The 22,846-nt window shown below is 65.3% G+C and carries 20 protein-coding genes; 14 read left to right on the forward strand and 6 right to left on the reverse strand.

What is annotated here, in order from left to right; all coding sequences use genetic code 11:
* The first annotated feature begins 76 nt into the window (after positions 1 to 76).
* From DT603_RS10695 to DT603_RS10725, 7 genes are all read left to right on the forward strand, one after another.
* Positions 77 to 2,242 carry a S46 family peptidase gene (locus tag DT603_RS10695; RefSeq protein ID WP_162349862.1) on the forward strand — a complete coding sequence of 722 codons (2,166 nt, stop codon included), beginning with the start codon at positions 77 to 79 and terminating at the stop codon, positions 2,240 to 2,242.
* Between the two features lie 102 nt (positions 2,243 to 2,344).
* Positions 2,345 to 2,989, forward strand: a complete 645-nt coding sequence (locus DT603_RS10700) for a histidine phosphatase family protein (protein WP_162349863.1) — start codon at positions 2,345 to 2,347, stop codon at positions 2,987 to 2,989.
* A 4-nt stretch (positions 2,990 to 2,993) separates the two neighbouring features.
* A complete protein-coding gene (gene folC / locus DT603_RS10705; protein WP_162349864.1) occupies positions 2,994 to 4,262 on the forward strand; it encodes a bifunctional tetrahydrofolate synthase/dihydrofolate synthase in 1,269 nt (422 codons plus the stop codon).
* Positions 4,263 to 4,330: 68 nt separating this feature from the next.
* Positions 4,331 to 5,356 (forward strand): SPOR domain-containing protein, encoded by a 1,026-nt coding sequence (locus DT603_RS10710; protein WP_162349865.1) that lies wholly within the window; start codon positions 4,331 to 4,333, stop codon positions 5,354 to 5,356.
* A gap of 149 nt (positions 5,357 to 5,505) precedes the next feature.
* On the forward strand, positions 5,506 to 6,288 hold the full coding sequence (locus DT603_RS10715; RefSeq protein ID WP_162349866.1) for a CvpA family protein: 783 nt from the start codon (positions 5,506 to 5,508) through the stop codon (positions 6,286 to 6,288).
* A 20-nt stretch (positions 6,289 to 6,308) separates the two neighbouring features.
* Positions 6,309 to 7,778: an amidophosphoribosyltransferase gene (gene purF / locus DT603_RS10720; protein ID WP_162349867.1), complete on the forward strand. Its 1,470-nt coding sequence runs from the start codon at positions 6,309 to 6,311 to the stop codon at positions 7,776 to 7,778.
* Positions 7,779 to 7,838: 60 nt separating this feature from the next.
* Entirely contained in the window at positions 7,839 to 8,642 is an 804-nt protein-coding gene (locus tag DT603_RS10725) for a ferritin-like domain-containing protein (RefSeq protein ID WP_162349868.1), read from the forward strand.
* A gap of 8 nt (positions 8,643 to 8,650) precedes the next feature.
* Here the strand turns inward: DT603_RS10725 and lpxH are convergent, their stop codons facing one another.
* Positions 8,651 to 9,400, reverse strand: a complete 750-nt coding sequence (gene lpxH / locus DT603_RS10730) for a UDP-2,3-diacylglucosamine diphosphatase (protein ID WP_162349869.1) — start codon at positions 9,398 to 9,400, stop codon at positions 8,651 to 8,653.
* A 70-nt stretch (positions 9,401 to 9,470) separates the two neighbouring features.
* On the opposite strand from lpxH, the gene gltX reads away from it, so the two are divergent.
* Complete coding sequence (gene gltX, locus DT603_RS10735; RefSeq protein ID WP_162349870.1) at positions 9,471 to 10,877, forward strand: glutamate--tRNA ligase; 1,407 nt, start codon at positions 9,471 to 9,473, stop codon at positions 10,875 to 10,877.
* Positions 10,878 to 10,898: 21 nt separating this feature from the next.
* Positions 10,899 to 11,384 carry a Fur family transcriptional regulator gene (locus DT603_RS10740; RefSeq protein WP_162349871.1) on the forward strand — a complete coding sequence of 162 codons (486 nt, stop codon included), beginning with the start codon at positions 10,899 to 10,901 and terminating at the stop codon, positions 11,382 to 11,384.
* Positions 11,385 to 11,446: 62 nt separating this feature from the next.
* On the opposite strand, the gene DT603_RS10745 is transcribed toward DT603_RS10740, so the two are convergent.
* From DT603_RS10745 to DT603_RS10755, 3 genes are all read right to left on the reverse strand, one after another.
* Positions 11,447 to 12,694, reverse strand: a complete 1,248-nt coding sequence (locus DT603_RS10745; protein ID WP_162349872.1) for an MFS transporter — start codon at positions 12,692 to 12,694, stop codon at positions 11,447 to 11,449.
* The gene (locus tag DT603_RS10750) at positions 12,691 to 13,134 is read right to left on the reverse strand and encodes a MarR family winged helix-turn-helix transcriptional regulator (protein WP_162349873.1); all 444 of its coding nucleotides are present in this window, start codon (positions 13,132 to 13,134) and stop codon (positions 12,691 to 12,693) included. Before DT603_RS10750 ends, DT603_RS10745 begins: the two co-directional genes overlap by 4 nt.
* Positions 13,135 to 13,239: 105 nt before the next feature.
* The gene (locus DT603_RS10755; protein WP_162349874.1) at positions 13,240 to 15,279 is read right to left on the reverse strand and encodes a TonB-dependent receptor; all 2,040 of its coding nucleotides are present in this window, start codon (positions 15,277 to 15,279) and stop codon (positions 13,240 to 13,242) included.
* Positions 15,280 to 15,361: 82 nt separating this feature from the next.
* Here DT603_RS10755 and DT603_RS10760 point away from each other — a divergent pair, with 82 nt between their 5' ends.
* Together DT603_RS10760 and DT603_RS10765 are read left to right on the forward strand one after the other, a co-directional pair.
* A complete protein-coding gene (locus DT603_RS10760) occupies positions 15,362 to 15,769 on the forward strand; it encodes a MerC domain-containing protein (protein WP_162349875.1) in 408 nt (135 codons plus the stop codon).
* 63 nt (positions 15,770 to 15,832) lie between these two features.
* Positions 15,833 to 16,018 (forward strand): 30S ribosomal protein THX, encoded by a 186-nt coding sequence (locus DT603_RS10765; RefSeq protein ID WP_162349876.1) that lies wholly within the window; start codon positions 15,833 to 15,835, stop codon positions 16,016 to 16,018.
* A gap of 60 nt (positions 16,019 to 16,078) precedes the next feature.
* Here DT603_RS10765 and hutI read toward each other — a convergent pair whose 3' ends face one another.
* Together hutI and DT603_RS10775 are read right to left on the reverse strand one after the other, a co-directional pair.
* A complete protein-coding gene (hutI, locus tag DT603_RS10770) occupies positions 16,079 to 17,329 on the reverse strand; it encodes an imidazolonepropionase (RefSeq protein ID WP_162349877.1) in 1,251 nt (416 codons plus the stop codon).
* On the reverse strand, positions 17,326 to 17,910 hold the full coding sequence (locus tag DT603_RS10775; RefSeq protein ID WP_211368388.1) for an ECF-type sigma factor: 585 nt from the start codon (positions 17,908 to 17,910) through the stop codon (positions 17,326 to 17,328). Before DT603_RS10775 ends, hutI begins: the two co-directional genes overlap by 4 nt.
* Before the next feature lie 118 nt (positions 17,911 to 18,028).
* Here DT603_RS10775 and DT603_RS10780 point away from each other — a divergent pair, with 118 nt between their 5' ends.
* The 3 genes from DT603_RS10780 to DT603_RS10790 all read left to right on the forward strand — a co-directional run bounded on the left by DT603_RS10780 (position 18,029) and on the right by DT603_RS10790 (position 22,829).
* Positions 18,029 to 20,899 carry a serine/threonine-protein kinase gene (locus DT603_RS10780; RefSeq protein ID WP_162349879.1) on the forward strand — a complete coding sequence of 957 codons (2,871 nt, stop codon included), beginning with the start codon at positions 18,029 to 18,031 and terminating at the stop codon, positions 20,897 to 20,899.
* Between the two features lie 125 nt (positions 20,900 to 21,024).
* Positions 21,025 to 21,996: a hypothetical protein gene (locus DT603_RS10785; protein WP_162349880.1), complete on the forward strand. Its 972-nt coding sequence runs from the start codon at positions 21,025 to 21,027 to the stop codon at positions 21,994 to 21,996.
* Positions 21,993 to 22,829, forward strand: a complete 837-nt coding sequence (locus DT603_RS10790) for a hypothetical protein (protein WP_162349881.1) — start codon at positions 21,993 to 21,995, stop codon at positions 22,827 to 22,829. The genes DT603_RS10785 and DT603_RS10790 overlap by 4 nt, the downstream gene beginning before the upstream one ends.
* Positions 22,830 to 22,846: the final 17 nt, after the last annotated feature.

Genomic DNA, 22,846 nt, shown 5'->3' on the forward strand with positions numbered 1-22,846 from the left:
CCGTGCCATTGGTCAGGGGAGCCAGCGGCGGACCCCCTCGCTACAATTGAAAGTCCATGATCTGCAAGGAGTTATCGTGCGCCTGAAGTTGCTATCCGTGTCGCTTGCCACCGTGTTGTCAGCCCAGATGGGCGCTGCGCTTGCAGCCGAAGGCATGTGGGTACCGCAGCAGCTACCGGAGATTTCCGGACCATTGAAGAAGGCCGGGCTCAAGCTCGGGGCCAGGCAGCTGGCCGACCTCACCGGCGACCCCATGGGTGCCGTGGTGGCGCTGGGCGGCTGTACCGCCAGCTTTGTTTCGCCGGGTGGGCTGGTGGTCACCAACCATCACTGCGCCTACGGCGCCATCCAGTTGAACTCGACGGCCTCCAACAACCTCATCCGGCAGGGCTTCAACCCGGCCACGCCCGGTGACGAGCTCAGCGCCGGTCCCAACGCGCGCATCTACGTGCTTGATTCCATCAGGGATGTCACTGCCGACGCGAAGGCGGCCATCAGCTTGGCGGGCGACGATCCGCTGGCACGCACGCATGCGCTCGAAGCTTTCGACAAGAAGCTGGTTTCCGACTGTGAAGCCGAGGCTGGCTTCCGCTGCCGCCTCTTCAGCTTTTCCGGTGGCAATGCCTATCGCCTGTTCCGCAACCTGGAAATCAGGGACGTGCGCCTGGCCTATGCGCCACCGAGCGGGGTGGGGAAATACGGTGGCGACATCGACAACTGGATGTGGCCGCGCCACACCGGCGACTTCGCGTTCTACCGCGCCTACGTGGGCAAGGACGGCAAGCCGGCCGCCTTCTCGGCCGACAACGTGCCGTACCGTCCCAGGCACTGGCTGAAGTTCGCCGACAAGCCGCTTGGCGCGGGCGACTTCGTCATGGTCGCCGGTTATCCGGGTACGACCAACCGCTACGCGCTGGCCAGCGAGTTCGACAATACGGCCAGCTGGACCTATCCGACCGTGGGCAAGCACTACGCCAACCTGATCGCGCTGGTGCAGGCGGCAGGCAAGAAGGATCCGGACATACAGGTGAGGTACGCCAGCACCGTGGCCAGCTGGAGCAACACCAGCAAGAACTACGAAGGCCAGTTTGCAGGTTTCCAACGCATCGATGCGGCCGCCCAGAAGCATGCCGATGAGGACGCCGTACTGGCATGGCTGCGCAGCCGTGGGGCGAAGGGCGGCGCGGCGCTGGCGGCGCACGGGAAGTTGTTGGAACTGGGCGAAATAACCAAGGCGACGCGCGAACGCGATTTCGTCGTTGGCCAGCTCAACAGCACCGCCACGCTCGGGTCGGCCATCCAGCTGTATCGGCTGGCGATCGAGCGCGAGAAGCCGGACGCCGAGCGCGAGGCCGGTTACCAGCAGCGCGACCTGCCCACCATCGAAGGCGCGCAGAAGCAGCTGGAACGTCGTTACGTGGCCGCCATGGATCGCCAGCTGCAGCAGTACTGGTTGCAGCAATACGTGAAGCTGCCTGCGACCCAACGCCAGGCAGCGATCGATACATTGCTGGGCGGCGACAAGGAGCGGGATCTCGAGCGTGTCCTGGACCGGCTGGCCCGGACCCGGCTCGGCAGCACCGGGGAACGCCTGAAGTGGCTGCAGGCCGACCGCAAGGACTTCGAGGCAAGCAAGGATCCGGCTATCGAGTACGCCGTGGCCGTGATGCCCACCCTGTTGGCGTTGGAAGAGCAGCGCAAGACCCGCGCCGGTGAGGCGTTGCTTGCGCGGCCGCTCTATCTGCAGGCGGTGGCGGACTATCGCAGGAGCCGGGGCGAGTTCGTCTATCCAGACGCCAACCTGTCGCTGCGCATCACCTTCGGCAACGTCACCGGTTACGAGCCCAGGGATGGCGTGGAGTACACGCCGTTCACCACCATCGAAGGCGTGGCGGCGAAGGCAACGGGCGAAGAGCCCTTCGATGCGCCGCAGGCCTTGCTGGATGCGGTCAAGGCCAGGCGCTACGGTGGACTGCAGGACAAACGCCTGGGCAGCGTGCCGGTGGATTTCCTGTCCAACCTGGATATCACCGGTGGCAATTCCGGATCGCCAGTGCTGGACGCGCAGGGCAAGCTGGTCGGCCTGGCGTTCGACGGCAATTGGGAGTCGGTCAGCTCGAACTGGGTATTCGACCCGGCGATGACCCGGATGATCTCCGTTGACGGCCGTTACCTGCGCTGGATCATGCAGGAGGTGTATCCGGCGCCGCGCCTGCTCAAGGAAATGGACGTGGCGCGCTGATCGCAGGCGTGGCGGCACGGCGCATGGAGGGAGCGGTATCATTCGCTCCCTTCGTTGTTGCAAGCTGCAACGGCATTATTCCCAGACTGGATCCACCCACGCATGCGCATCCTGCTTGCCCGCCATGGCGAAACGCCGTGGAATGCCGAAGGCCGTTACCAGGGCCAGATCGATATTCCCCTCTCCGCCACGGGCGAGTCCCAGGCCACCGAACTAGGCAAGCGCCTGGCGCACATGGACATCACCCGCGCGGTGGCCTCGCCGCTGTCGCGCGCGCGGCGTACCGCAGAACTGGCATTGGGCCGCGACCGCGCGCCGATGCTGACCCTGGACGCCGATCTGCAGGAAATCGCGCATGGCGAATGGGAAGGCCTGCTGGCCAGCGAGATCGACGGCAAGGACCCCACGCGGTTGCGTGCCTGGCGCGAGGAGCCGGAAACGGTCCTGATGCCCGGCGGGGAATCCCTGCAACAGGTGCTCGATCGTTCCTGGCAGGGCCTCGCGCGCGCCACCGAAGGCTTGGGCGACGGCGATACGTTGCTGGTCGTGGCGCACGATGCGGTCAACCGCGTGATCCTGTGCCGCATCCTGGGACTGCCGCTGGCCAAGCTGTGGAGCTTTCGCCAGGCGCCGACCACGCTCAACCTGCTGGAAGGCCCCGACGTGGAGCATCTGGAAGTCGTGCGCCTCAACGACTGCTCGCACCACACGCCGTTCTTCGGCGAAGCGGTCCACCGGGCGCTGTAACGCCGTGGCACGCACGTTGCACGAGTGGCTCGACTACATTGAGCAACAGCATCCCAGCTCGATCGAACTCGGCCTGGAGCGCACCCGCGAGGTAGCCCTGCGGCTGTCGCTGGACAAGCCGGCCGCGCACGTCATCACCGTCGGCGGCACCAATGGCAAGGGATCCACGGTCGCCTTCATCGAGGCCATCGCGCGGGCCGGTGGATTGAAGGTGGGCAGCTACACCTCGCCGCACCTGCTGCGCTACAACGAACGCGTGCGCATCGACGGCCAGGACGCCAGCGATTCCGCACTGGTGCGCGCCTTCGAAGTGGTGGAGGCCGCGCGCGGGGAAACGCCACTGACCTATTTCGAATTCGGCACACTGGCTGCGCTCTGGCTGTTCCAGCAGTCCGCGCTTGACCTGGTGGTGCTGGAAGTGGGGCTGGGTGGTCGCCTGGACGCAGTGAACCTGGTCGATGCGGACGTCGCGGTCATCACCACCGTCGATATCGACCATGTGGACTGGCTGGGCAACGACCGCGAGAGCATCGGCTTCGAAAAAGCGGGCATCGCCCGTGCGTGGAAGCCGCTGGTTCTGGGTGAAATCGATTCGCCGTCCAGTGTCCTGCGCCATGCCTATGCCATTGGCGCCAATGCCATTCGCCTGGGCAGTGATTTCTTCCACGAGCCCGTGGATAACGCGCACTGGCGCTGGTGGGACGCGGGCTTCGAGGTCCGGCTGCCCTGTCCCTCATTGAGCGGCGCCGCACAGCAGGCCAATGCCGCCACTGCCATTGCAGCACTGCGCGCATTGGACATCGAGCTTCCGGTCACCGCGCTCGCGCAGGGCGTGTCCGCTGCGGCCTTGCCGGGACGGCTGCAGCGTTTCAGCCTGCAGGGCACGCCGGTGATCGTGGACGTGGGCCATAACCCGCAGGCCGCGCGTACGCTGTCGGCATGGCTGCGTGCCGCCCCTGTGCCGGGACAGACCCTGGCCGTGTTCGCGGCGCTTGCCGACAAGGACGTGGGAGGCGTGGTGGACGCGTTGCAGGGCGAGGTTTCCGCGTGGTTCCTTGCGGGCCTGCACGGCGTGGGTTCGCGCGCGCAGGATGTGGACGCGCTGGCAGGCAAATTGTCCGCGTCTGCGGCGGCACGCGGATCCCGCCATCCCGACGTGCCATCGGCGCTGGCGGCCGCCCGTGCCCATGCGCGCGACGACGACCGTATCGTGGTGTTCGGTTCCTTCCACACCGTCGCCGAGGCGCTCGCGGTCCTGCATTCAGGTCAATGACGGGGAAGCCGATTCATCGCGCCGTATAATTCGCGCGGCATTCCCGCCGCGTCGTTTTGCGAGCCCGCATGGATACCGCACTCAAGCAACGCCTGATCGGCGCCGTCGTCCTGGTAGCACTGGCGGTGATCTTCCTGCCCATGCTGATCAAGGGGCCTGCCCCCGACAGTGGTGTCTCCGACGTCCCGCTTGATGTGCCCGCCGCGCCCGGCGGCCAGTACGAAACCCGGGAACTGCCGCTGGTGACACCAGGCAATGCGCCCCAAGGCGGAGTGGTAGGCATGGACAGCGCGCCGGTACCGGCAGCGGGTGCCTCGGCAAGCGAGGCGGTTCCGCTCGGCTCAACCCCCGATGCCGCCGCTGCGATGCTGCCGGCGAGCACGGCCGGCGGCAACTACGCGGTCAACTTTGGTGCCTATGCAACCCCGGCCGATGCCGACGTGGTGATCGCAAAGTTGAAGCAGTCCGCATTGCCCGCGTTTCGCGAGCCGGCGACCATCAACGGCCGCACCGCCTATCGCGTGCGCATCGGTCCCTACACCGACCGCGCCGACGCCGAAGCAGTTCGCCTGAAAGCCGCACAGGTCCGCAGCGATGTGAAGGCGCAGGTGGTGACCCTGGACGCGGCGCCCGCAACGCCTTCCGCTCCAACTGCAAGCCCTTCAACCTCGGTGGCGCAGGCGGCGGTTGCCGCGCCGCCGGTAACCACTCAGCCTTTGCCGCCTGAGGCACCCAAGGCCACTCCAGCGCCAGCAGTGCCCAAGCCGACGGCTACGGCGCCGAAGCCGGTGGCCGCGGCCCCCCTCCCGGCCGCGCCGGTCGCCAAGCCGGTTGAAACACCCAAGGCCGCGGCTTCCAGCGTTGGTTTTGCGGTGCAATTGGGCGCCTTTTCCCAGGCTTCCGATGCGGCTGCCATGCGCGATAAATTGCGCGCAGGTGGTTTCAGCGCCTTCGTCGAACAGGTCAACACAGACAAGGGCACCTTGAACCGGGTGCGTGTGGGGCCGGTGGCCAGTCGTGCCGATGCTGACCGGCTGAAGGCACAGGTCGCGGCAAAAGTGGGTATCGAAGGCATGGTGCGTCCGCATCCGTAACAGCTCGAGGCCTGAATTTTTCGAGTGGACACGCTCCGCTGCAGCAGCAACGGTCCGACTCTGCGGACGCGTGTCCAATTGGCCGGCTTGGTGCAATTCCTGGGCAGGTCGCCTGCCGCAACAGTCCGCACCATGCCGTTGACTAGCCGATGATCGACATCCTGCTGTTGATCATCGTGGGCGGATCGGTCCTGTTGGGCCTGGTCCGCGGCCTGGTCGGCACCCTGGTTTCGACCGCAGCCTGGCTGCTCGCGGGCTGGATCACCTTCCAGTTCGGCGGCGAGATCGGGGTCTGGCTCTCCGATGACGGCATGCCGACCATGACGGAGCGTTTTAGCGGCTACGCGCTGACTTTCGTAGGCGTGATGGTGGCAGTGACATTGCTCGGGGCGCTTGCCAGGACCATGGTGAAATCGGTCGGGCTGTCGGGCGTTGACCGTCTGCTGGGCGCGGGCCTGGGCCTGCTGCGTGGCGCTTTCCTGGCCTGCCTGCTGGTGCTGGCGCTGGGCTTCACGCCCTTGCCGCGGGAACCGGCCTGGCAGCAATCCGTGGCACTTCCGTTGCTGATGCCGGGCGCCAGCTGGATGCGCGCCAGGCTGCCGGGCTGGTCCGTTCCGGAAATGGATTTTCGCAAAGCCCCCCTCCCGGGCGATAATGGCGGGCCGGACGCAGTGTCCGGCCCCTTGCTGGACGGCATCGTCAAGCAAGTCATCGACAATGCCAAAGGTGGCGTGTCGCAGCGGCAGGCGGTGGAAGGCGTTCCGGCAGGCAGGTATCCGGCGAGCATCGTGGCCGGCGGGCAGGGGCCCGCAAACATCGAGGCAGGTATCGAAGCGATCGGGCCAAGCCCGGCAGGTGAGCCTGCGAACATCGAACCCTCCACGCATCCCAATGGCCAGAAACGGCCCCACTCGCTACCAGCAACGCAATAAGCAAGCGGAGTACGCAAACCATGTGCGGCATCGTCGGAATCGTCGGTCACCAGAACGTAGCGGGGCAGCTTTATGACGGGCTGACCGTCCTGCAGCATCGCGGCCAGGATGCGGCGGGCATCGCCACCGCCGACGGCACGCGCCTGCGCGTGCACAAGGACAACGGCCTGGTCCGCGATGTCTTCAATCCCAAGGCGATGAGCACCCTGGAAGGCCGGGTGGGCATTGCCCATTGCCGCTATCCCACCGCCGGTTCCGAAGGCCTGGACGAGGCGCAGCCGTTCTACGTCAATTCGCCGTACGGCATCGCCCTGGCCCACAACGGCAACCTGATCAATACCGAAGCCCTGCGCCAGGACGTGTTCGCCGAGGATCGCCGCAACATCAACACCGATTCGGACAGCGAAGTGCTGCTGAACGTGTTTGCGCACGAACTCGACCGTCAGCGTACCCTGTCGCCGGAAACCGCGATCCGCGCCGTCGCAGGCGTGCATCGCCGGGTCAAGGGCGGCTATGCGGTGGTCAGCGTGGTGCTGGGCCTGGGCCTGGTCGCTTTCCGCGACCCGCACGGCATCCGGCCGCTGGTGCTGGGCAAGCGCGAACACAACGAGGGCAATGAATATATCGTCGCCTCCGAATCGGCGGCGCTCGACATCCTCGGCTTCCAGCGCGTGCGCGACGTGCAGCCGGGCGAGGCCATAGTCATCACCGCGCGTGGCGAGCTGTTCTCCGAGATCTGCGCCGAGCCGCAGCAGCACGCGCCGTGCATCTTCGAATACGTGTACTTCGCGCGCCCCGATTCGATGATCGACAACGTGTCGGTGCACAAGGCGCGCATGCGCATGGGGGTCAAGCTGGGCGAAAAGATCCTGCGCCTGCGTCCGGACCACGACATCGACACCATCATCCCCATTCCCGACACCTCGCGCGACGCGGCGCTGGAAATCTCCAACGTGCTGGGCGTGAAGTACCGCGAAGGCTTCATCAAGAACCGTTACGTCGGCCGCACCTTCATCATGCCGGGGCAGGGCGAGCGGGTGAAGTCGGTGCGCCGCAAACTCAATCCCATCCCGCTGGAATTCCGCAACCGCGTGGTGTTGCTGGTCGATGATTCCATCGTGCGCGGCACCACCTCGCAGCAGATCGTGCAGATGGCGCGCGATGCCGGCGCGCGCAAGGTCTACCTGGCCTCGGCCGCGCCGCCGGTGCGCTTTCCCAACATCTACGGCATCGACATGCCGGCGGTGGATGAGTTGGTCGCCAACGAGCGCAGCATCGAGGACATCGAGAAATTCCTGGGTTGCGACTGGCTGATCTACCAGGACCTGGAAGACCTGGAAGCCTCGGTTCGCGAAGGCAACCTGGACCTGCAGCGCTTCGATTCGTCGTGCTTTGACGGCAATTACGTTACCGGTATCGAGCCGGGCTACTTCGAACGCATCGAATCGCTGCGCTCGGACGAAGCGAAGCGCAAGCGCCGGGTTTCGTGATCCTGCCAGCGTCATTTCACACATGCGACTGTCGATAGCGGCAGGGATGGCGCTGTAGCCATGGATTCACTATTTGAAGCCGCTCGCGCGTGCCTGGATGCCGCATCAGCCGACGCGAAGGTTGCACTGACCCAGTCGCATTTCGCCGCGTTCTTCCGTGGCGACCTCATCGTCGATCCCGAGGCGACTGCACCGCAAGCTGTGCGCATGCCAGGGCGGCCGCTGCGACCGCGTCTGGTGCCAGCGCGCGACCTGCCGCAACGCGGCATCGGCAGCGCCGAAGGCCGTGCCGCCTTCATCCATGCCATCGCGCATATCGAGTTGAATGCCATCGATCTGGCCTGGGACGCGGTCTACCGTTTCCGTGGACTGCCCCCGCAGTTCTATGCGGATTGGGTATCGGTGGCCAACGACGAATCCAGGCATTTCGTGCTGCTGCGCGATCGCCTGCGTGAACTGGGCCATGAGTACGGCGATTTCGACGCCCACAATGGGTTGTGGGAAATGGCCGAAAAGACCGCGCATGATGGCCTCGCCCGCATGGCGCTGGTGCCGAGGGTGCTGGAAGCGCGCGGGCTTGACGTGACCCCGGGCATGATCGCCAAGCTGCGCAACCTGGGTGACGGTGCGAGCGTGCAAATCCTCGAACTGATCCTTGCCGAGGAGGTGGCGCACGTCGCCGCCGGCTCGCACTGGTACCGCTGGTACTGCGAACGGGCCGGGCTGGAGCCGCGCTCCACCTTCCGCGAACTGCTGACGAAATATGCCGGTCCGGTATTGCGCGGCCCGTTCAACCACCAGGCGCGATTGCAGGCCGGTTTCGATGCCGAGGAAATCGCCGCGTTGGAGCAACTGGCCCCGTAGGCGCTTTGCTAGGGCGTCTGCAGTGAATCCAGGTGGAAGCCATCGGCATCCGCGCGCAGCACCGATCCCTGTTCATACCAGTCGCCCAGCACGATGCGGCGGCAATTCCGACCATCCACCGTCACCTCGTGCAGGGCAGGGCGATGGGTGTGGCCGTGGATCATGGTGTCGATGCCAAAGCGCGCGAAGGTGGCCTGCACCGTGGCCGGGGTTACGTCGGTCACGGCCTCGAAGCGCACGTCATTGCCGCCTTCGCGCAGCTGCGCCTGGTGCGCCTGGCTGGCCGCGCGCGCCTGCGCAGCGAATGCAAGCCGTGCTTCCACGGGCTGGGCAAGGAAATGCGCCTGCCAGGCCGGATTGCGCGTCTGCGTGCGGAACGCCTGGTAGGCGACGTCATCGGTGCACAAGAGGTCCCCATGCATCAGCAGGACCGGCTTGCCATGCAACACCACCACGGCAGGGTCGGGCAGCAGCCTGAAACCGGCGCGGCGGGCGTAATCGGTGCCGACCAGGAAATCACGATTGCCGCGGATGAAATACACCGGCACGCCCGCGGCGACGACTTCCTGGAGGGCGGCGGCCACGAAGACGCCCACTTCTGAAGGGTCGTCATCGCCTACCCACGCCTCGAACAGATCACCCAGGATGTACAGGGCATCGGCCTTGCATGCCTGCTCGCGCAGGAAGCGGCCAAACAGACGGGTGATTGCGGGCCGGGTGGAATCCAGGTGCAGATCGGAGATGAAAAGGGTGCTCATGGCCGGATTGTAGGTTCAACGGGGTAAAATCGCCTGCTTCGCAAGATCCCTGTTCCCGTCGAGCCTGCCAATGTCCTGCCGCACCCGTTTCGCCCCCAGCCCCACCGGTTACCTGCACATCGGCGGCGCACGCACCGCGCTGTACTGCTGGCTGGAGGCGCGCCACCGTGGCGGCGACTTCATCCTGCGCATCGAGGACACCGACCAGGAGCGCAGCACCCAGGGCGCCATCGACGCGATCCTGGAGGCAATGGAATGGCTGGGGCTGGACTATGACGAAGGTCCGATCTACCAGACCCGGCGCCTGGATCGTTACCGCGAGATGGCCGAACACCTGGTCGCCGCCGGCAAGGCCTACTACGCCTACGAAACCAGGGAAGAACTGGATGCGATCCGCAATGCTGCCCAGGCTGCCGGCGACAAGCCGCGTTACGACGGCCGCGCGCGCGAGCAGAACCTGCCGTACCGGGAAGACCCGAACCGGGTGATCCGCTTCAAGAATCCGCAAGGCGGCAGCGTGGTGTTCGAGGATCGCATCAAGGGTCGCATCGAGATCAGCAACAGCGAGCTGGACGACCTGGTGATCTTCCGTTCCGACGGCTATCCGACGTACAACTTCGCGGTGGTCATCGACGACATCGACATGGCCATCACCGACGTGATCCGCGGCGACGACCACATCAACAACACCCCGCGCCAGATCAACATCTATGAGGCGCTGGGCGCACCGGTGCCGCTGTTCTCGCACATGCCGATGATCCTGGACCCGGAAGGCGCCAAGCTGTCCAAGCGCACCGGCGCCGCCGACGTCATGCAATACAAGGATGCCGGGTACCTGCCGCATGCATTGATCAATTACCTGGCACGCCTGGGCTGGTCGCATGGCGACCAGGAGCTGTTCAGCCGGGAGGAACTCATCCAGCTGTTCTCGGTGGAAGACGTCAATTCCAAGGCCGCGCGACTGGACATGGACAAGCTCGGTTGGGTCAACCAGCATTACCTGAAGAACGAGGATCCCGTCGCCATCGCGCCGCAGCTGGAGTACCAGCTGCACAGGCTCGGGCTGCAGGTGGCCGATGGCCCTGCTGCTGCCGACGTGGTCGTTGCATTGCGTGATCGCGTGCATACGTTGAAGGAAATGGCGGAGCGCGCCGCGGTCTGGTACCAGCCGCTGGCAGCCTATGACGAAGTCGCCGTCGCCAAGCATCTCAATGCCGCCGCTGCCACGCCGCTGGCTGCTGCCCGCGACCACCTCTCGAATGCGGTGGAGTGGACCGTGGAGTCGGTCTCGACTGCCTTGCATGACACTGCCGCAGCGCTGGGACTGGGCATGGGCAAGGTGGCGCAGCCGTTGCGCGTTGCCATCACCGGCACCCAGGTCAGCCCGGACATTTCCCAGACCGTGTATCTGGCAGGGCGCGAGCAGGCCTTGAAACGCATCGATGCCGCACTCATCAAGATCCCTGCCGCCACCTGACCGCCGCCCGTCCTCATTCCCATGTCACAGACGCACTCCTGCACGGACCCCCAGCACCACGTCAGCGACGCCAATGGCTTCGTGTTGGCGGTCGAGCGTGCATGCCAGGAACGCGGGCTGCGCCTGACCCCGATCCGTGCGCGCGTGCTGCAGCTGATCGCAGAGGCCGGAAAACCGGTAAAGGCATACGAGTTGCTGGACCTGGTGCGCGCGCAGAAGGGCGTGGGGGCCGACGCGCCACCCACGGTGTATCGCGCGCTGGACTTCCTGATGGCCAACGGCTTCGTGCACAAGCTGGAATCGGTGAATGCGTTCGTCGCCTGCCACCACCCCAACAGCGACCAGCATTCGGTGCCGTTCCTGATCTGCGACCGCTGCCACAGCGCGGTCGAGCTGGAGGACCGCGAGGTGGTCAGCCAGCTGGAGGCGCGCGCCAAGGCGCTGGGCTTCCAGCCACAGGCGCAGACGCTGGAAGTGCACGGCCTGTGCGCGCGCTGCGCGGCCTAGCCCTTAGGCTCGTAGGCGCGACGAGAGTCGCAATGGGGTTTTCCCAATAAGTGCATCGTGACTTACGCCGCTCCCACGGTGGCGAGGCGGAGAGACTTTTCGCGAATGGGAAGGTTCGCTGCCGCCGCAATCAGCGCCAGGGCAATGTCCGCGTACCACATCCAGGTGTAGTCGCCCAGCTTCTCCATCGCCACGCCACCCAGCCAGGCGCCAAAAAAACCGCCGATCTGATGCGACAGCAAGGTCAGTCCGAACAAAGTGCCCAGGTACCGCGGGCCAAACAGTTTGCCTATCAGGCCAGCCGTTGGCGGCACGGTTGCCAGCCAGGTGAATCCCAGCGCGGCGGCAAAGATGTAGAAGGTCGCCGGTGTCGGTGGCGACATCAGATAGATCGCGATCATCACTGCACGGCTTGCATACATCACCGCGAGTATCAGCTTCATCCGGTAACGCTGCCCCAATGCGCCGGCCACCAGGCTCCCGGCGACATTGAACAGGCCGATCAGCGCAATCGACACGCCCGCGACGCTGGGTTGCAAGCCGCACAAGGCGATCTCGCCCGGAAGGTGGGTCACCAGGAAAGCGATGTGGAAACCGCAGGTGAAGAATCCAAGATGCAACAGCCAGTAGCTGCGATCACGTAGGGCGATGCGCACCTGTTCGCGCAAGGTCATTTCCTTGACTGCCGTGATGCTGCCGCTGGTAGTGCCTGCGGGTACCGCTGCTTTCCTGCGCAACGGCCAGGCCAGCGGCAGGGTCAATAGGGAGGCTGCTGCAAGCCCGAACATGGCCATGCCCCAGCCCGCTGCAGTGATCACCATCTGCACCAGCGGCGCGAAAACGAACTGGCCCAATGAGCCGCCCGCATTGATGAATCCCGCGGCAAACGAGCGTCTTTCCGGTGCCAGTCGCGAAGCAGTGGCGCCAATCAGGATTGAGAAGCTGCCCGCGCCAGCGCCCGCCGCGGTGAGCAGTCCCAGGGTGAACATGAATCCCCATTGCGTCGACATGAGCGGCGTAAGCGCCATGCCCAGTGCCAGCAGGATTCCTCCGGCCACCAGAATGCGGGTGGATCCCTGCTTGTCGGCGACGGCGCCGAAGATCGGCTGCACCGCACCCCATACGAACTGTCCGATCGCCAGCGCAAAACTCAGCGCTGCAATGCCAACTCCGGTGGATTCATGGATGGGCTTGAGGAAAAGTCCTGTCGTCTGGCGCACGCCCATGGTGATCATCAGCATGGTGGCTGCGGCGAGCAACAGGCCCCAGTGCATGTTCGGACCAGGCCGTGACGCTGGAACGCTGCTCATGCAATGGTCTCCATGCCGCCGCGCAATGCGTGGTCCAGTCGGTCGAGGTCATCGCGCAGCCTTGCTGCAGCTTCGCTTCCGAAGCTGGTATCGATGCGCTTCTGGGCGCGCTTCCAGTGCGGTCGGGCAATAGCGAGCTGCGCTTTTCCGCTGGCGGTGAGGGAGATCAGGCGTTGGCGACCGTCTTCACCCCGATCTTCCTGTAGCCAGCCTGCGGCCAGCAGCGGCCGCAGGTTACGAGTCAGTGTCGTGCGCTCCATGCCAAGCGACTCAGCCAGCTCTCCCAACAGCCTGGACCCGCGTTGGGCATGACGCAGGATCGAATATTCGTTGAGGCTCAGGCCTATTGCGGCCAGTTCGCGGTCGTATACCTGCGAAACCTGGCGCGCCGCGCGGCGCAGGCGGAAACACGTACAGACGCTGTCGGCTGCGGTCGGCATGGCAAGCGGCGGAATGGATTTCCCGCATTCAAGTGCATATGCACGTATATGTCAACAGCAAAGGCGGCCGCTGCCCTGGCAGCCGTCTTCGCGGGCTGGCCTGGATCAGAAAAACAGACGTATGCCGGTGGAGAAGCCCCGGCCCGGCAGCACTACCGAATCCTTGAGGAAAGAGGTATGGACCCGCGCGGTCTGGTCGGTCAGGTTGCTGCCATCGAGGAATAATTCCCAAGCGCTGCCGCCCGCGTCATGGTGGTAGGCGAGGTGGGCGTCTACGAGCGTGTAGCCGGGCGTCGGCGTTTCGTTGACGGCGACCTTGTCCTGCTTGTCATAGCGGATCGCGCCGATTGACCCACGCCAGCTTTCGCGGGCCCAGCGCAACTGGGTCCCCAGCCGGGATGGGGCGATACGGGGAAGGTTGCCGCCACTGGCCAGCGCGCCGCGCACCGTATCGCCGTACACGCGAAGGTCCCAAGTACCACGATCGCCGTTTGCCAGGTGGAACGTCGCTTCGCCCTCCGCGCCGTGGAAGCGCGCATCTGCCTGGCTCCATTGGCGTACGGGCAGGAACTGGCCGTCTTCGAATTCAACCTGCTCGCCGGTATCGGCAAGGTAGACGAAATCGTCGAAGCGGTTGTAGTAGAGGGACACCTTCGCATCCATGAGCGCGGATTGATATTGCAGTCCGAACTCCAGCTGGTTTGCCTTTTCCTTGCCCAGGTCTGCGCTGCCTATTTCGTAGGCAAGCGTTGCTAGGTGGGGGCCGTCGGCGAACAGTTCCTCTTCGGCCGGTGCACGTTCCGCATGGTCCAGGTTGGCGGTCAGCCGCCACTCCTCGCTGAGACGCCAGCCGCCGGCTAGTGAAAGGCTGACCGGTTTGAAATCACGCGCCGGTCCATCAAGCGGATCGGCTTCCACCTGGTCGATACGGGCACCCAGGTCCAGCTGGAAGTCATTCCAGTTCCGGCGCGCCACACCGAAGATACCCAGAGAGCGGGTGCGGGTCTCGGGAACGAATGATTCCTCGCCGACAGCCGCGAAGGTCGAATCCCCGCCCTGCAAGCCGACAGCGCCCTTCCAGGCCGAGGCGCCACCAAACGCCGCTTCCACCCTTCCTTCATCCGCTTTTTTGACGAATGTGGTGCCGACTTCTTCGCCTTCGAACTCGATGTGGTTGTAGTCGGTATGCCCGAAGCTGTAGCGCAGGCTGCTGCCTTCGCCCCACGGTTCGATCAGCGCACCTTTGAGGTCGTAACGGTCCTGGCGGATCTTCAGCCACACGCCGCGCTCTCCGGCGGACAGATCGCCCGGTTCCCCGGGATTTCCATAATCGTCTTCGAAGCGCGATGCAGAAGCGCCCACGAAGCCCCATTCCCCCAGCACCGAACCACCGACCGCACCGGTCCTGGTATCGATGAAGGTATTCGGCTGGCTGCCGTTTGGGGTGTCGTAATCCTTGTTGTTTCGATACACGGCATCGGCATGCAGGGCGAAGCGGTCGTTGCCCGCATCAACGCGTACCAGGTCGGTATTGCCTTCATTGATGCTGTCGAATCGGATTTCAGCGCGACCACTGAAGCCGCCTTCGATGGGCGCTTCCGGAATGCGGCCGTCAACCACATTGACGATGCCGCCGATGGCGCCGCTTCCATAAAGCAGTGTGGAAGGACCTTTCAGAACCTCGATCTGGTCGGCAAGAAATGATTCGACTGCGGGCGAGTGGTCCTGGCTTACCGTGGAGACGTCCTGGGTGGACAGGCCGTTGCTCAATACTGCGACCCGGGGCCCGTCCAGCCCTCGCAGGATGGGCCGGCCCACGCCGGGTCCGAAGCTGGAGCTCTGCACGCCAGGCAGGCTGGAGATCGTTTCGCCCAGGCTTGCGGCGCGGGTTTCGTCCAGGCGTTCCCCGGCCAGTACTTCGGCCGGCCTGCTCAGGGCGTCAGCGGCATCCCGTAATGGACTGGCGGTGACCAGCACGCTGTCCAGATCCTTGATATGGGCGCCAGATGCGGGGTCGCCCTCGTGGCGGCTATCGGTCGGTGGAGCGCTGGAGTCGGTTTCAACTGCAAAAGCGGTGACCGGGGGGAGTGCCAATGCCAAGCCAATCGCAAGCCAGTTGCGGGCAAAGGCGCTTTCAAGGGTCATGCGGAGATCCTGCGGGAGTCGGTTATTGATGTTATATTATAGCAACACCGGAACGTCCCCTCCCGAAAGTCATACTGAACTCATGGATTCCCGCTTTCGCAGCCTGCTGGATCGATTTGGCGCCACTGGCTCGGTGATCTGCGCGGTGCATTGCGCGCTGACGCCGCTGTTGCTGGCGGCGATTCCGTCGCTGGGGCTGTCTGCCTGGCTGGGCGATGGGTTCGAACGCGGCTTCGTGCTTTTCGTGACCGTGCTGGGCTTGTTCAGCCTGCTGTGGGGGTACCGGCGCCATCGCACGTTCCGGGCGCTGACCCTGCTGCTGATCGGCCTGGCGATCCTGTGGGCGGGTATCTCTGTGTCGCCGCTGCATCATCAGGTGGTGGTGCATGCCGTCGTCATGACCCTGGGCGGCGCCCTGGTAGGTCTGGCCCATATCGTCAACCTGCGGCTGAACCACTGGCACATGCACGACGCGAGCTGTGCGCATTGAGGCCTGCGTGATAGGCTTTGCGGCCTCGCGCGCAAGGCGCAACCGCCAAATCAGGAGCAAACCATGGGCAAAGGTGATCGCAAGACTACCAAGGGCAAGCGCAGCATCGCCAGCTACGGCAATGCACGCACGCACGTTTCAAAGGTCGCCGTGGGTCCGGCTGCGCCTGTCGCCAAGAAGACCGTGACCAAGACGGCAGCACCGGCGAAAAAGGCCGTGGCCAAGAAGACGGTGGCGAAAGCCGGCTGATCGGCTCACCGCCGTCATGCACAAAACGCGACGCCCGGCGTCGCGTTTTTGTTTCTGGCGTCAGCGAATCCGGTTGCCGGCCGAATACAGGGCAATCAGCGGGTCGCCGCCAAGCCAGTAGGCAAGCTCGGCAGGCTGGTTTATGTTCCAGCGCGCCAGGTCCGCGCGCATGCCCACTGCCAGCAGACCGCGATCCCGCAAGCCGAGAGCCCTGGCCGCATGGGTCGTAGCGCCACGCAAGGCTTCTTCCGGCGTCAGCCGGAAATGCGTGCACGCCAGCGACATCGCCAGACGCAGCGATTGCAGTGGCGAGGTGCCCGGATTGCAGTCGGTGGCCACGGCCATGGGCACGCCATGCCGGCGGAACGCATCGAGCGGAGGCAGTAACGTTTCGCGCAGGCAATGGAATGCGCCCGGCAGCAATACCGCCACGGTGCCGGCCTGGGCCATCGCACGAACTCCGATTTCGGAAGTATGTTCCACATGATCGGCCGACAGTCCGCTGAACTCGGCCACCAGTGCCGCGCCTGCGCCATCGCTCAGCTGATCGGCATGCAGCTTTACCGGCAGTCCCAATGAAGCCGCGAGCTCGAACACCCGGCGCGTCTGCGCAAGCGTGAAGCCGATGCGCTCGCAGAACGCGTCCACCGCATCGACCAGCCCTTCGTCGTGCAATCGCGGCAGCCATTCGCAGACCGCATCGATGTAGTCGTCCGCGCGCCCTTCGAATTCGGGTGGCAGGGCATGGGCACCAAGGAAGGTGGTGCGAACGTTGATGCCGAGTTCCTCGCCAAGCTGGCGCGCCACCCGCAGCATCTTGCGTTCGTTCTCGTAATCCAGGCCGTAACCCGACTTGATCTCCAGAGTGGTCACGCCGTCGTCGCGTAACGCGTGCGCGCGGGGCAGGGACTGGGCGAACAGGTCCGCCTCGCTTGCTTCCCGCGTGGCGCGCACGCTGGAGACGATACCGCCACCGCTACGTGCTATTTCCTCGTAGCTCGCGCCCCGCAGGCGTTGTTCGAACTCGCCCGCGCGGTTGCCTGCGAACACGGCATGGGTATGGCAGTCGACCAGGCCCGGAGTGATCCAGCTGCCTTGTGCATCGATCACCTCGTGCGCCAGCATTTCCGCTGCATCGGGCAACTGCGATCGAGTGCCGACGAAGGTAATGACGCCATCCCGCCAGCCTAACGCCGCGTCTTCGATGACGCCGTAGCCGGCGCCTTGTGCGAGTGTTGCGACGGTACCGCCGAGCAGCAGGCAATCCCATGGGCCGCGCTGTGCTGATGGATCGGATGCACGATCTGTCATGTCTGCTGGTCTTCCGGTGCAAGTCGATGCGCGGCGCCGAGCTCCCGCCTGAGCCAGGCGCGCGCCTTGATCCAGTCGCGACGCACGGTGCGGTCGGTCAATCCCAGGGCAAGGGCGGTGTCCTGCTCGGTATATCCGGCGAAGAAACGGCACTCGACCACCTGTCCCAGGCGCTCATCCAGCAGCGACAAACGGTCGAGTGCTTCATGGACGTCGAGCAGGGACTGGTCTTCAACACTGCCGATCTCCTGGCCCTCCAGCGACTCCACGACCATGCCGCCACCGCGTTTTTCCGCCAGATTTTCGCGGGCGTGATTGACCAGTACGTGGCGCATGGCCAGCGCAGCCGAGCGCAGGAAGTGCGCACGGTCGTTGAAGGCCGCCGACCGGAACAGCTTCAGGTAGGCCTCATTGATCAGGGCTGTGGTTTGCAGTGTGTCGCCGGCGCGCACCCGTCGCCGCTCATTGCGCGCGATACGGTGCACGTCGGCATACAGCAGCGGCAACAGCTCGGCCGCGCCGCGCCGCGTTTCCGCGGGCAATCGTTCGTCTTGCAGCAGGCTGGGAAGGTCATCGTTCAAGGAGTGCTCCTGCGCCGATTCTGGCATAGCCGCCCCTTGGCAGGCCCAAAGTCGCTCCCTCAGCCGATTTCATGGCCCGTTTTCGTTTCGGGTAGTCTGGGTGGAAACCGGAGCGTCCATGGACAACGCCAACGTCGCCGAGCAATGGGCGCGCGTCGACCGCTTGCTCGACCAGGTGCTGGCCATGGCGCCGTCGGGGCGGCTCGCGTTCGTCGAGGCGTGCACCGGCGACGATCCGCGGTTGCGTGCGGAAGTATTGGCGCTGATGGCCGAATTCGACACCCGCGGCGACCTGCTCGACCGCCCCGCAGCCGAGGCCGTGTCACGGCCCTCCACCATTTCCGAATTGCAGGCGGGCCATCGGGTGGGCGCCTATCGCGTGCTCTCGCTGCTGGGACGCGGCGGCATGGGCGAGGTCTATCGCGCGGAGCGTGCAGACGGGCAGTTCGACCAGCAGGTGGCGCTGAAGCTGCTGCGCCACGATGCGGTGGAACACCTTGGCCGTTTCGTCGCCGAACGCCGCATCCTGGCGCGCCTGCAGCATCCCGGCATCGCCCGTCTTTACGACGCGGGCATCACCGATGACCGGCGACCCTTCATGGTGATGGAGCTGGTGCAAGGCGTGGCCATCACGCAATGGTGCGCGAGCAACGGGGCCAGTCTCCAGGCCCGTCTGGAATTGTTCCTGCAGGCCTGCGATGCGGTGGCCTATGCGCACCGCAACCTGGTGATCCACCGTGATATCAAGCCGGAAAACGTCATGATCGATGGTGACGGCCAGGTCAAGCTGCTCGACTTCGGCGTGGCCAAGCTGCTCACCGGCAGTGAAGACGAGCCGACCCGCGGCGCACCAATGACCCTGTCGTATGCGGCCCCTGAACAACTCACCCTGGCGCCGGTCAGCACCGCCACCGATGTGTATGCCCTCGGCGTGCTCTTGTTCCAGCTGCTCACCGATAGATTGCCGTGGCCGACCCATCGCCTGCCGGTTGCCGTGGCCATCGACAAGATGCTGCATGAAGCCGCGCCGGCGCCCAGCGCAGTCGCGAGGCCGGACGGATCCGGTCCCGTAGGCAGGCGCTTGCTTGCCGGGGATCTCGATGCGGTAGTCGGCAAGGCCATGCGCAAGGATCCTGGCGAGCGCTATGCCACGGTCGCCGGCTTGCAGGCGGACGTACGCAGGCACCTGGCCCGGGAACCAGTGCTCGCGCGCGAGGGCGCGCGCTGGTATGTCTTTGGGCGCCTGCTGCGCCGTTACCGTACCGCGGCCATCGGCACCGGCATGCTGTTGCTGGCCCTTGTCGCCGGGCTTGCAGGCACCACCTGGCAGGCACGGCGCGCCGAACGCGAGGCCGCGCGTGCGACTGCGACCAAGGACTTCCTGCTCGGCATCTTCAGCGCCAACGATCCACGCATCGCCAGCGACCGGCCGCGGGGGCAGGTCACCGCACGTGAATTGCTGGATATCGGCACTGCCAGGATCGAGCGTGACTTCGCAGGTCAACCTGAGCTGCAGATCGAGCTGCTGGGAACCACGGCAACCATCTATGGAAACCTGCCCGACGAGGAACGTTATGCAGCTACCCAGAAGCGCCGCATGCAGCTGGCGCGCGCGCACTATGGGCCTGCCCATCCGGTGGTGATCGCAGGCATGGTCAGCGAGGCCGATGCCGCGTGCCTGCGGCAGGATTACGTTCGCGCCAACCAGTTGCTTGCCGAAAGCGATGGCTTGCTCGCTTCTTCAGGGCAGGACGACAGCGTGATGCGCGCCGACTGGTGGCGCACCAAGGCGCGCGCTCTGGGAGCGGAGGCCAACCGCAAGGAGGAGCGACGCCGTGCAATCGAACGGGCCAATGCGCTGTACGCAAGGCTTGCACCGCATGGCAACGGCTATGCGGCGTCGCTGAACATGGCGGCCCGGGACAGCAGTGAAGCGGGCGATCATGCCAGGGCAAGGCGGCTTATCGAACAGGCGCTGGCAGCGGCCCTGTCAGCTCCGGATCGCGATGATGCACTGATCGGCCTGCTGCACAACAACCTGGCACGCAAGCTGGAGAAGCTGGGTGATTTCATTGCAGCCGAAAGCGCCTACCAACGCGCTGAGGAGCTGGCTCGACAGACTTATGGCATCCATCACGCTAACTACTGGCTAACCTTGGCTTATCACGCCCGCATGCTGCATCAGCGCGGGGAACGCGAGCGTGCCAACGCACTCTTCGCACGCATGCTGGCTGCGATTCCCGCGGACTGGAAAACCAATACCAACGACCATTGGGCGCGCGAGTTGTATGCCGAAAGCCTGGCGGCGGAAGGCAGGCCAGCAGAGGCGATCCCGTTGTTCGAAGCCTCGCAGGCGTCGTATCTGGAGAAAACGCAATACGAATACGACCTGCGCGAGGTGCGTCTGAAGCTCGGCGACGCGTATGACCGCCTGGGTCGCACGGCGGACGCGCGCAGGGTGCTGGCAGCGGCGCATGCGGAGTATCTCGCCCGGGAGGCGCCCGGATCGCAGCCTGCAATGCGCATGCGCGAGCGCTGGGGCCGGTTCCTGCTGGACCATCCCGAAGCGGTTTCGGTCGATCTGTCCAGAGCCGAGGTCGAATTCCGCAGCGTGCTGGCCTCGGACGGTCCGCCGGGCGCCGAAGCAGCGCTGGCCCAAGCCGGCCTGGCGCGCATCGCGGTCATTCGTTCGGGCCCCAACGCCGCACTGGAACACAGCCGCAAGGCCCTGGCGATGCTGGAACAGGTACAGGGCCTGCATGACGCCAGATTGCAACCCAGGTTGTGGTTGCTGCACAGCCATCTGCTGCTCCGCAGTGGCGATGCGAAAGGGGCGCGCCAATGGGCGGTGAAAGCGCTCGAGGCGAGCCGACGGTATGACGCGCCGGGTGCGGCAAGCCTGGCCGAGGCCGAAACCGCCGTACGGGTTTCCACCCTGACGGCGGCCAGGGCCGATAGGCCTGGGAAGCCGTCAGCAAGCATGCACTGACAATCTGCCCGTAAAAAGCGTATCCGGACTGCCCGATGTCCGCATTCGCCGCCGCACCGTGTTCCTTGTTGTGTCGACGGTACCAGCCGCTGCCTGCGGACTGCCGGGCACCCAGGAGCATACGAATGAAAACAACAGAATTGTTGCGCTGCGCCGCAGGCCGCGCCCCGGTCACGAAGCAGAGATACCACTCCCCGGTTGGACTACCGGACAGGCAAGGTCCGCTGATCCGTCAGCCCTTGTTCCGCGCGCTTGCGCTGCTTGCTTCGCTCGCAGCGGTAACCATCAGCGCACATGCGGAAGGCTATCTCCCTGCAACCGGCGGCGGCGGTGGGGGGCAGTTCAAGGCGCCGTGCGTGCCCGGACAGTTGCTTGCCGGTGTCGAACTGCGCGTCGGCGACGACGTGGACGCGATCCGGCCGCTCTGTGTGTTGCCCACCGGACCGGGCAAGACCAGCGCAGCCCAAGCTCCCACAGAACGTTGGTATGGAGGCGCGGGCGGCGACATGCAGCGCCTGCTGTGTCCAGCCAGGACCCCGGTGGTGATCGGCATTGACGTGAAATCGGAAGGCGTCACCGAGGTCGTCAACAATATCCATCTGTTCTGTGGCCAGGTGGTTGCCGAGCAAGCAGTAGATGCTTATCCCTCCGCCATCCTCGATGCACCGGAATACACCGGCGCAGCCGGAGTGATGGGTCAGTTCTCAAGCCGCAATCATGGCTCCCTGCGTTGTCCCGCCAACCAGATTGCCACCGGCATACATGGACGCTCGGGAAAATGGCTCGATGCAATGGGGCTGATCTGCGATGCGCCGACGATTCCCAAGGCGCCGATTGCACTTGGCCGGGTGCCCACGGAGAAACCCGTGCTGGCCCTGGGCCGGGTGAAGCCGCACAAGGGTCCGGCGCTTGAAGGCTCGGTTGCAATTGCGCCCGTGCCAGCGATGTCCGGCACGGCGCTGGAGCCCGCTGGAATCCCGTATCCTCCCGTCGCCGACCCACCGATCTGCATCAATGCGCGACAGGCCCGCGCTCGCAATTCACCCGCTGCGCCCGGCCTCGAGTCGCAGTGCCGCGCGGCGGGGGGCACGCCATGAACCGCGCGGCGTCTTCCAGTACCACGAAAAGCGCGGGTCGCGCCGGCATCGCGCTGTGTGGTGTGTTTGCTGGCGCGATGCTGGGAATCGGCGAGACCCGTGCCGACCCACCGCAAATCCCGCCGGTGAACTGTCATGGAGGCAGCCTGGCTGCGCCACCGGTGTTCAGCCAGGTGTCGCCGGGACGCGCCGAGTACAGTTTCAGTGGCGTCTGCACTGCGCGTGACAGCGGCCGCATGCTCGGTTACCGCGTCTCGGCCACCTGGACGCCGAGCGAGGACAACCCTGCCAACGCCAATGCATCGGAAGTGTTCCAGGTCAGCACGCTGTCTGGACCCTCGCAATCCTTCACCGTGGTGATGGGCGCGCGTTGCGAGCAGGATCCGTGGTTGCACCACACCCGCTGCAACCGGGTCGGCGACAACGCGCCGGAAGAGTTGCTTGAGCTCTGGCCGGGCTTGACCGGTTCCCCCTTCCCGTTCAACCGCAACGGCATCGGCCAGGCCCAGCGCGGGCAGCTGCAAGCCGAGTATGCGCGGGCGAATGGTGGCGAACGTTCGCAGCGCCTCCTGCAAGGGGTGCGCGTCAGCGCCGGCCGGCCGCAGGAAGCAGGCCTGCAGCAAGGCGCCGGAGTCGGCCATGCCGCCGATGCGGTGTCGCTGAATCCGCAGCCCTTGCCACCCCGGCCGCCCAGCGATGCAGCCGTGCAGGCCACCGGTGCGGGCAAGAGAGCTGCAGAGGCTGGAATCATCATCGTCAGCGGCAAGACGCCTTTGCGCGAAGCGCAGCGCACGCAGGCTGAAACGGCCGTGGACGAAACGGCTTCGCCCTGATCGCCCATCACCTGCGC

The sequence above is a fragment of the Pseudoxanthomonas gei genome (genome assembly GCF_010119615.1).
In the GTDB taxonomy this organism is placed as follows: Bacteria; Pseudomonadota; Gammaproteobacteria; order Xanthomonadales; family Xanthomonadaceae; genus Pseudoxanthomonas_A; species Pseudoxanthomonas_A gei.

Bases quoted from the DNA above. Each gene is read 5' to 3' on its own strand.
- DT603_RS10750 (WP_162349873.1), bottom strand. From the start codon at position 13,134: ATGCCGACCGCAGCCGACAGCGTCTGTACGTGTTTCCGCCTGCGCCGC.
- DT603_RS10700 (WP_162349863.1), top strand. From the start codon at position 2,345: ATGCGCATCCTGCTTGCCCGCCATGGCGAAACGCCGTGGAATGCCGAA.
- DT603_RS10755 (WP_162349874.1), bottom strand. From the start codon at position 15,279: ATGACCCTTGAAAGCGCCTTTGCCCGCAACTGGCTTGCGATTGGCTTG.
- DT603_RS10790 (WP_162349881.1), top strand. From the start codon at position 21,993: ATGAACCGCGCGGCGTCTTCCAGTACCACGAAAAGCGCGGGTCGCGCC.
- purF (WP_162349867.1), top strand. From the start codon at position 6,309: ATGTGCGGCATCGTCGGAATCGTCGGTCACCAGAACGTAGCGGGGCAG.
- gltX (WP_162349870.1), top strand. From the start codon at position 9,471: ATGTCCTGCCGCACCCGTTTCGCCCCCAGCCCCACCGGTTACCTGCAC.
- DT603_RS10765 (WP_162349876.1), top strand. From the start codon at position 15,833: ATGGGCAAAGGTGATCGCAAGACTACCAAGGGCAAGCGCAGCATCGCC.
- DT603_RS10740 (WP_162349871.1), top strand. From the start codon at position 10,899: ATGTCACAGACGCACTCCTGCACGGACCCCCAGCACCACGTCAGCGAC.
- DT603_RS10760 (WP_162349875.1), top strand. From the start codon at position 15,362: ATGGATTCCCGCTTTCGCAGCCTGCTGGATCGATTTGGCGCCACTGGC.
- DT603_RS10710 (WP_162349865.1), top strand. From the start codon at position 4,331: ATGGATACCGCACTCAAGCAACGCCTGATCGGCGCCGTCGTCCTGGTA.
- DT603_RS10715 (WP_162349866.1), top strand. From the start codon at position 5,506: ATGATCGACATCCTGCTGTTGATCATCGTGGGCGGATCGGTCCTGTTG.
- DT603_RS10745 (WP_162349872.1), bottom strand. From the start codon at position 12,694: ATGAGCAGCGTTCCAGCGTCACGGCCTGGTCCGAACATGCACTGGGGC.
- lpxH (WP_162349869.1), bottom strand. From the start codon at position 9,400: ATGAGCACCCTTTTCATCTCCGATCTGCACCTGGATTCCACCCGGCCC.
- DT603_RS10785 (WP_162349880.1), top strand. From the start codon at position 21,025: ATGAAAACAACAGAATTGTTGCGCTGCGCCGCAGGCCGCGCCCCGGTC.
- DT603_RS10780 (WP_162349879.1), top strand. From the start codon at position 18,029: ATGGACAACGCCAACGTCGCCGAGCAATGGGCGCGCGTCGACCGCTTG.
- DT603_RS10725 (WP_162349868.1), top strand. From the start codon at position 7,839: ATGGATTCACTATTTGAAGCCGCTCGCGCGTGCCTGGATGCCGCATCA.
- hutI (WP_162349877.1), bottom strand. From the start codon at position 17,329: ATGACAGATCGTGCATCCGATCCATCAGCACAGCGCGGCCCATGGGAT.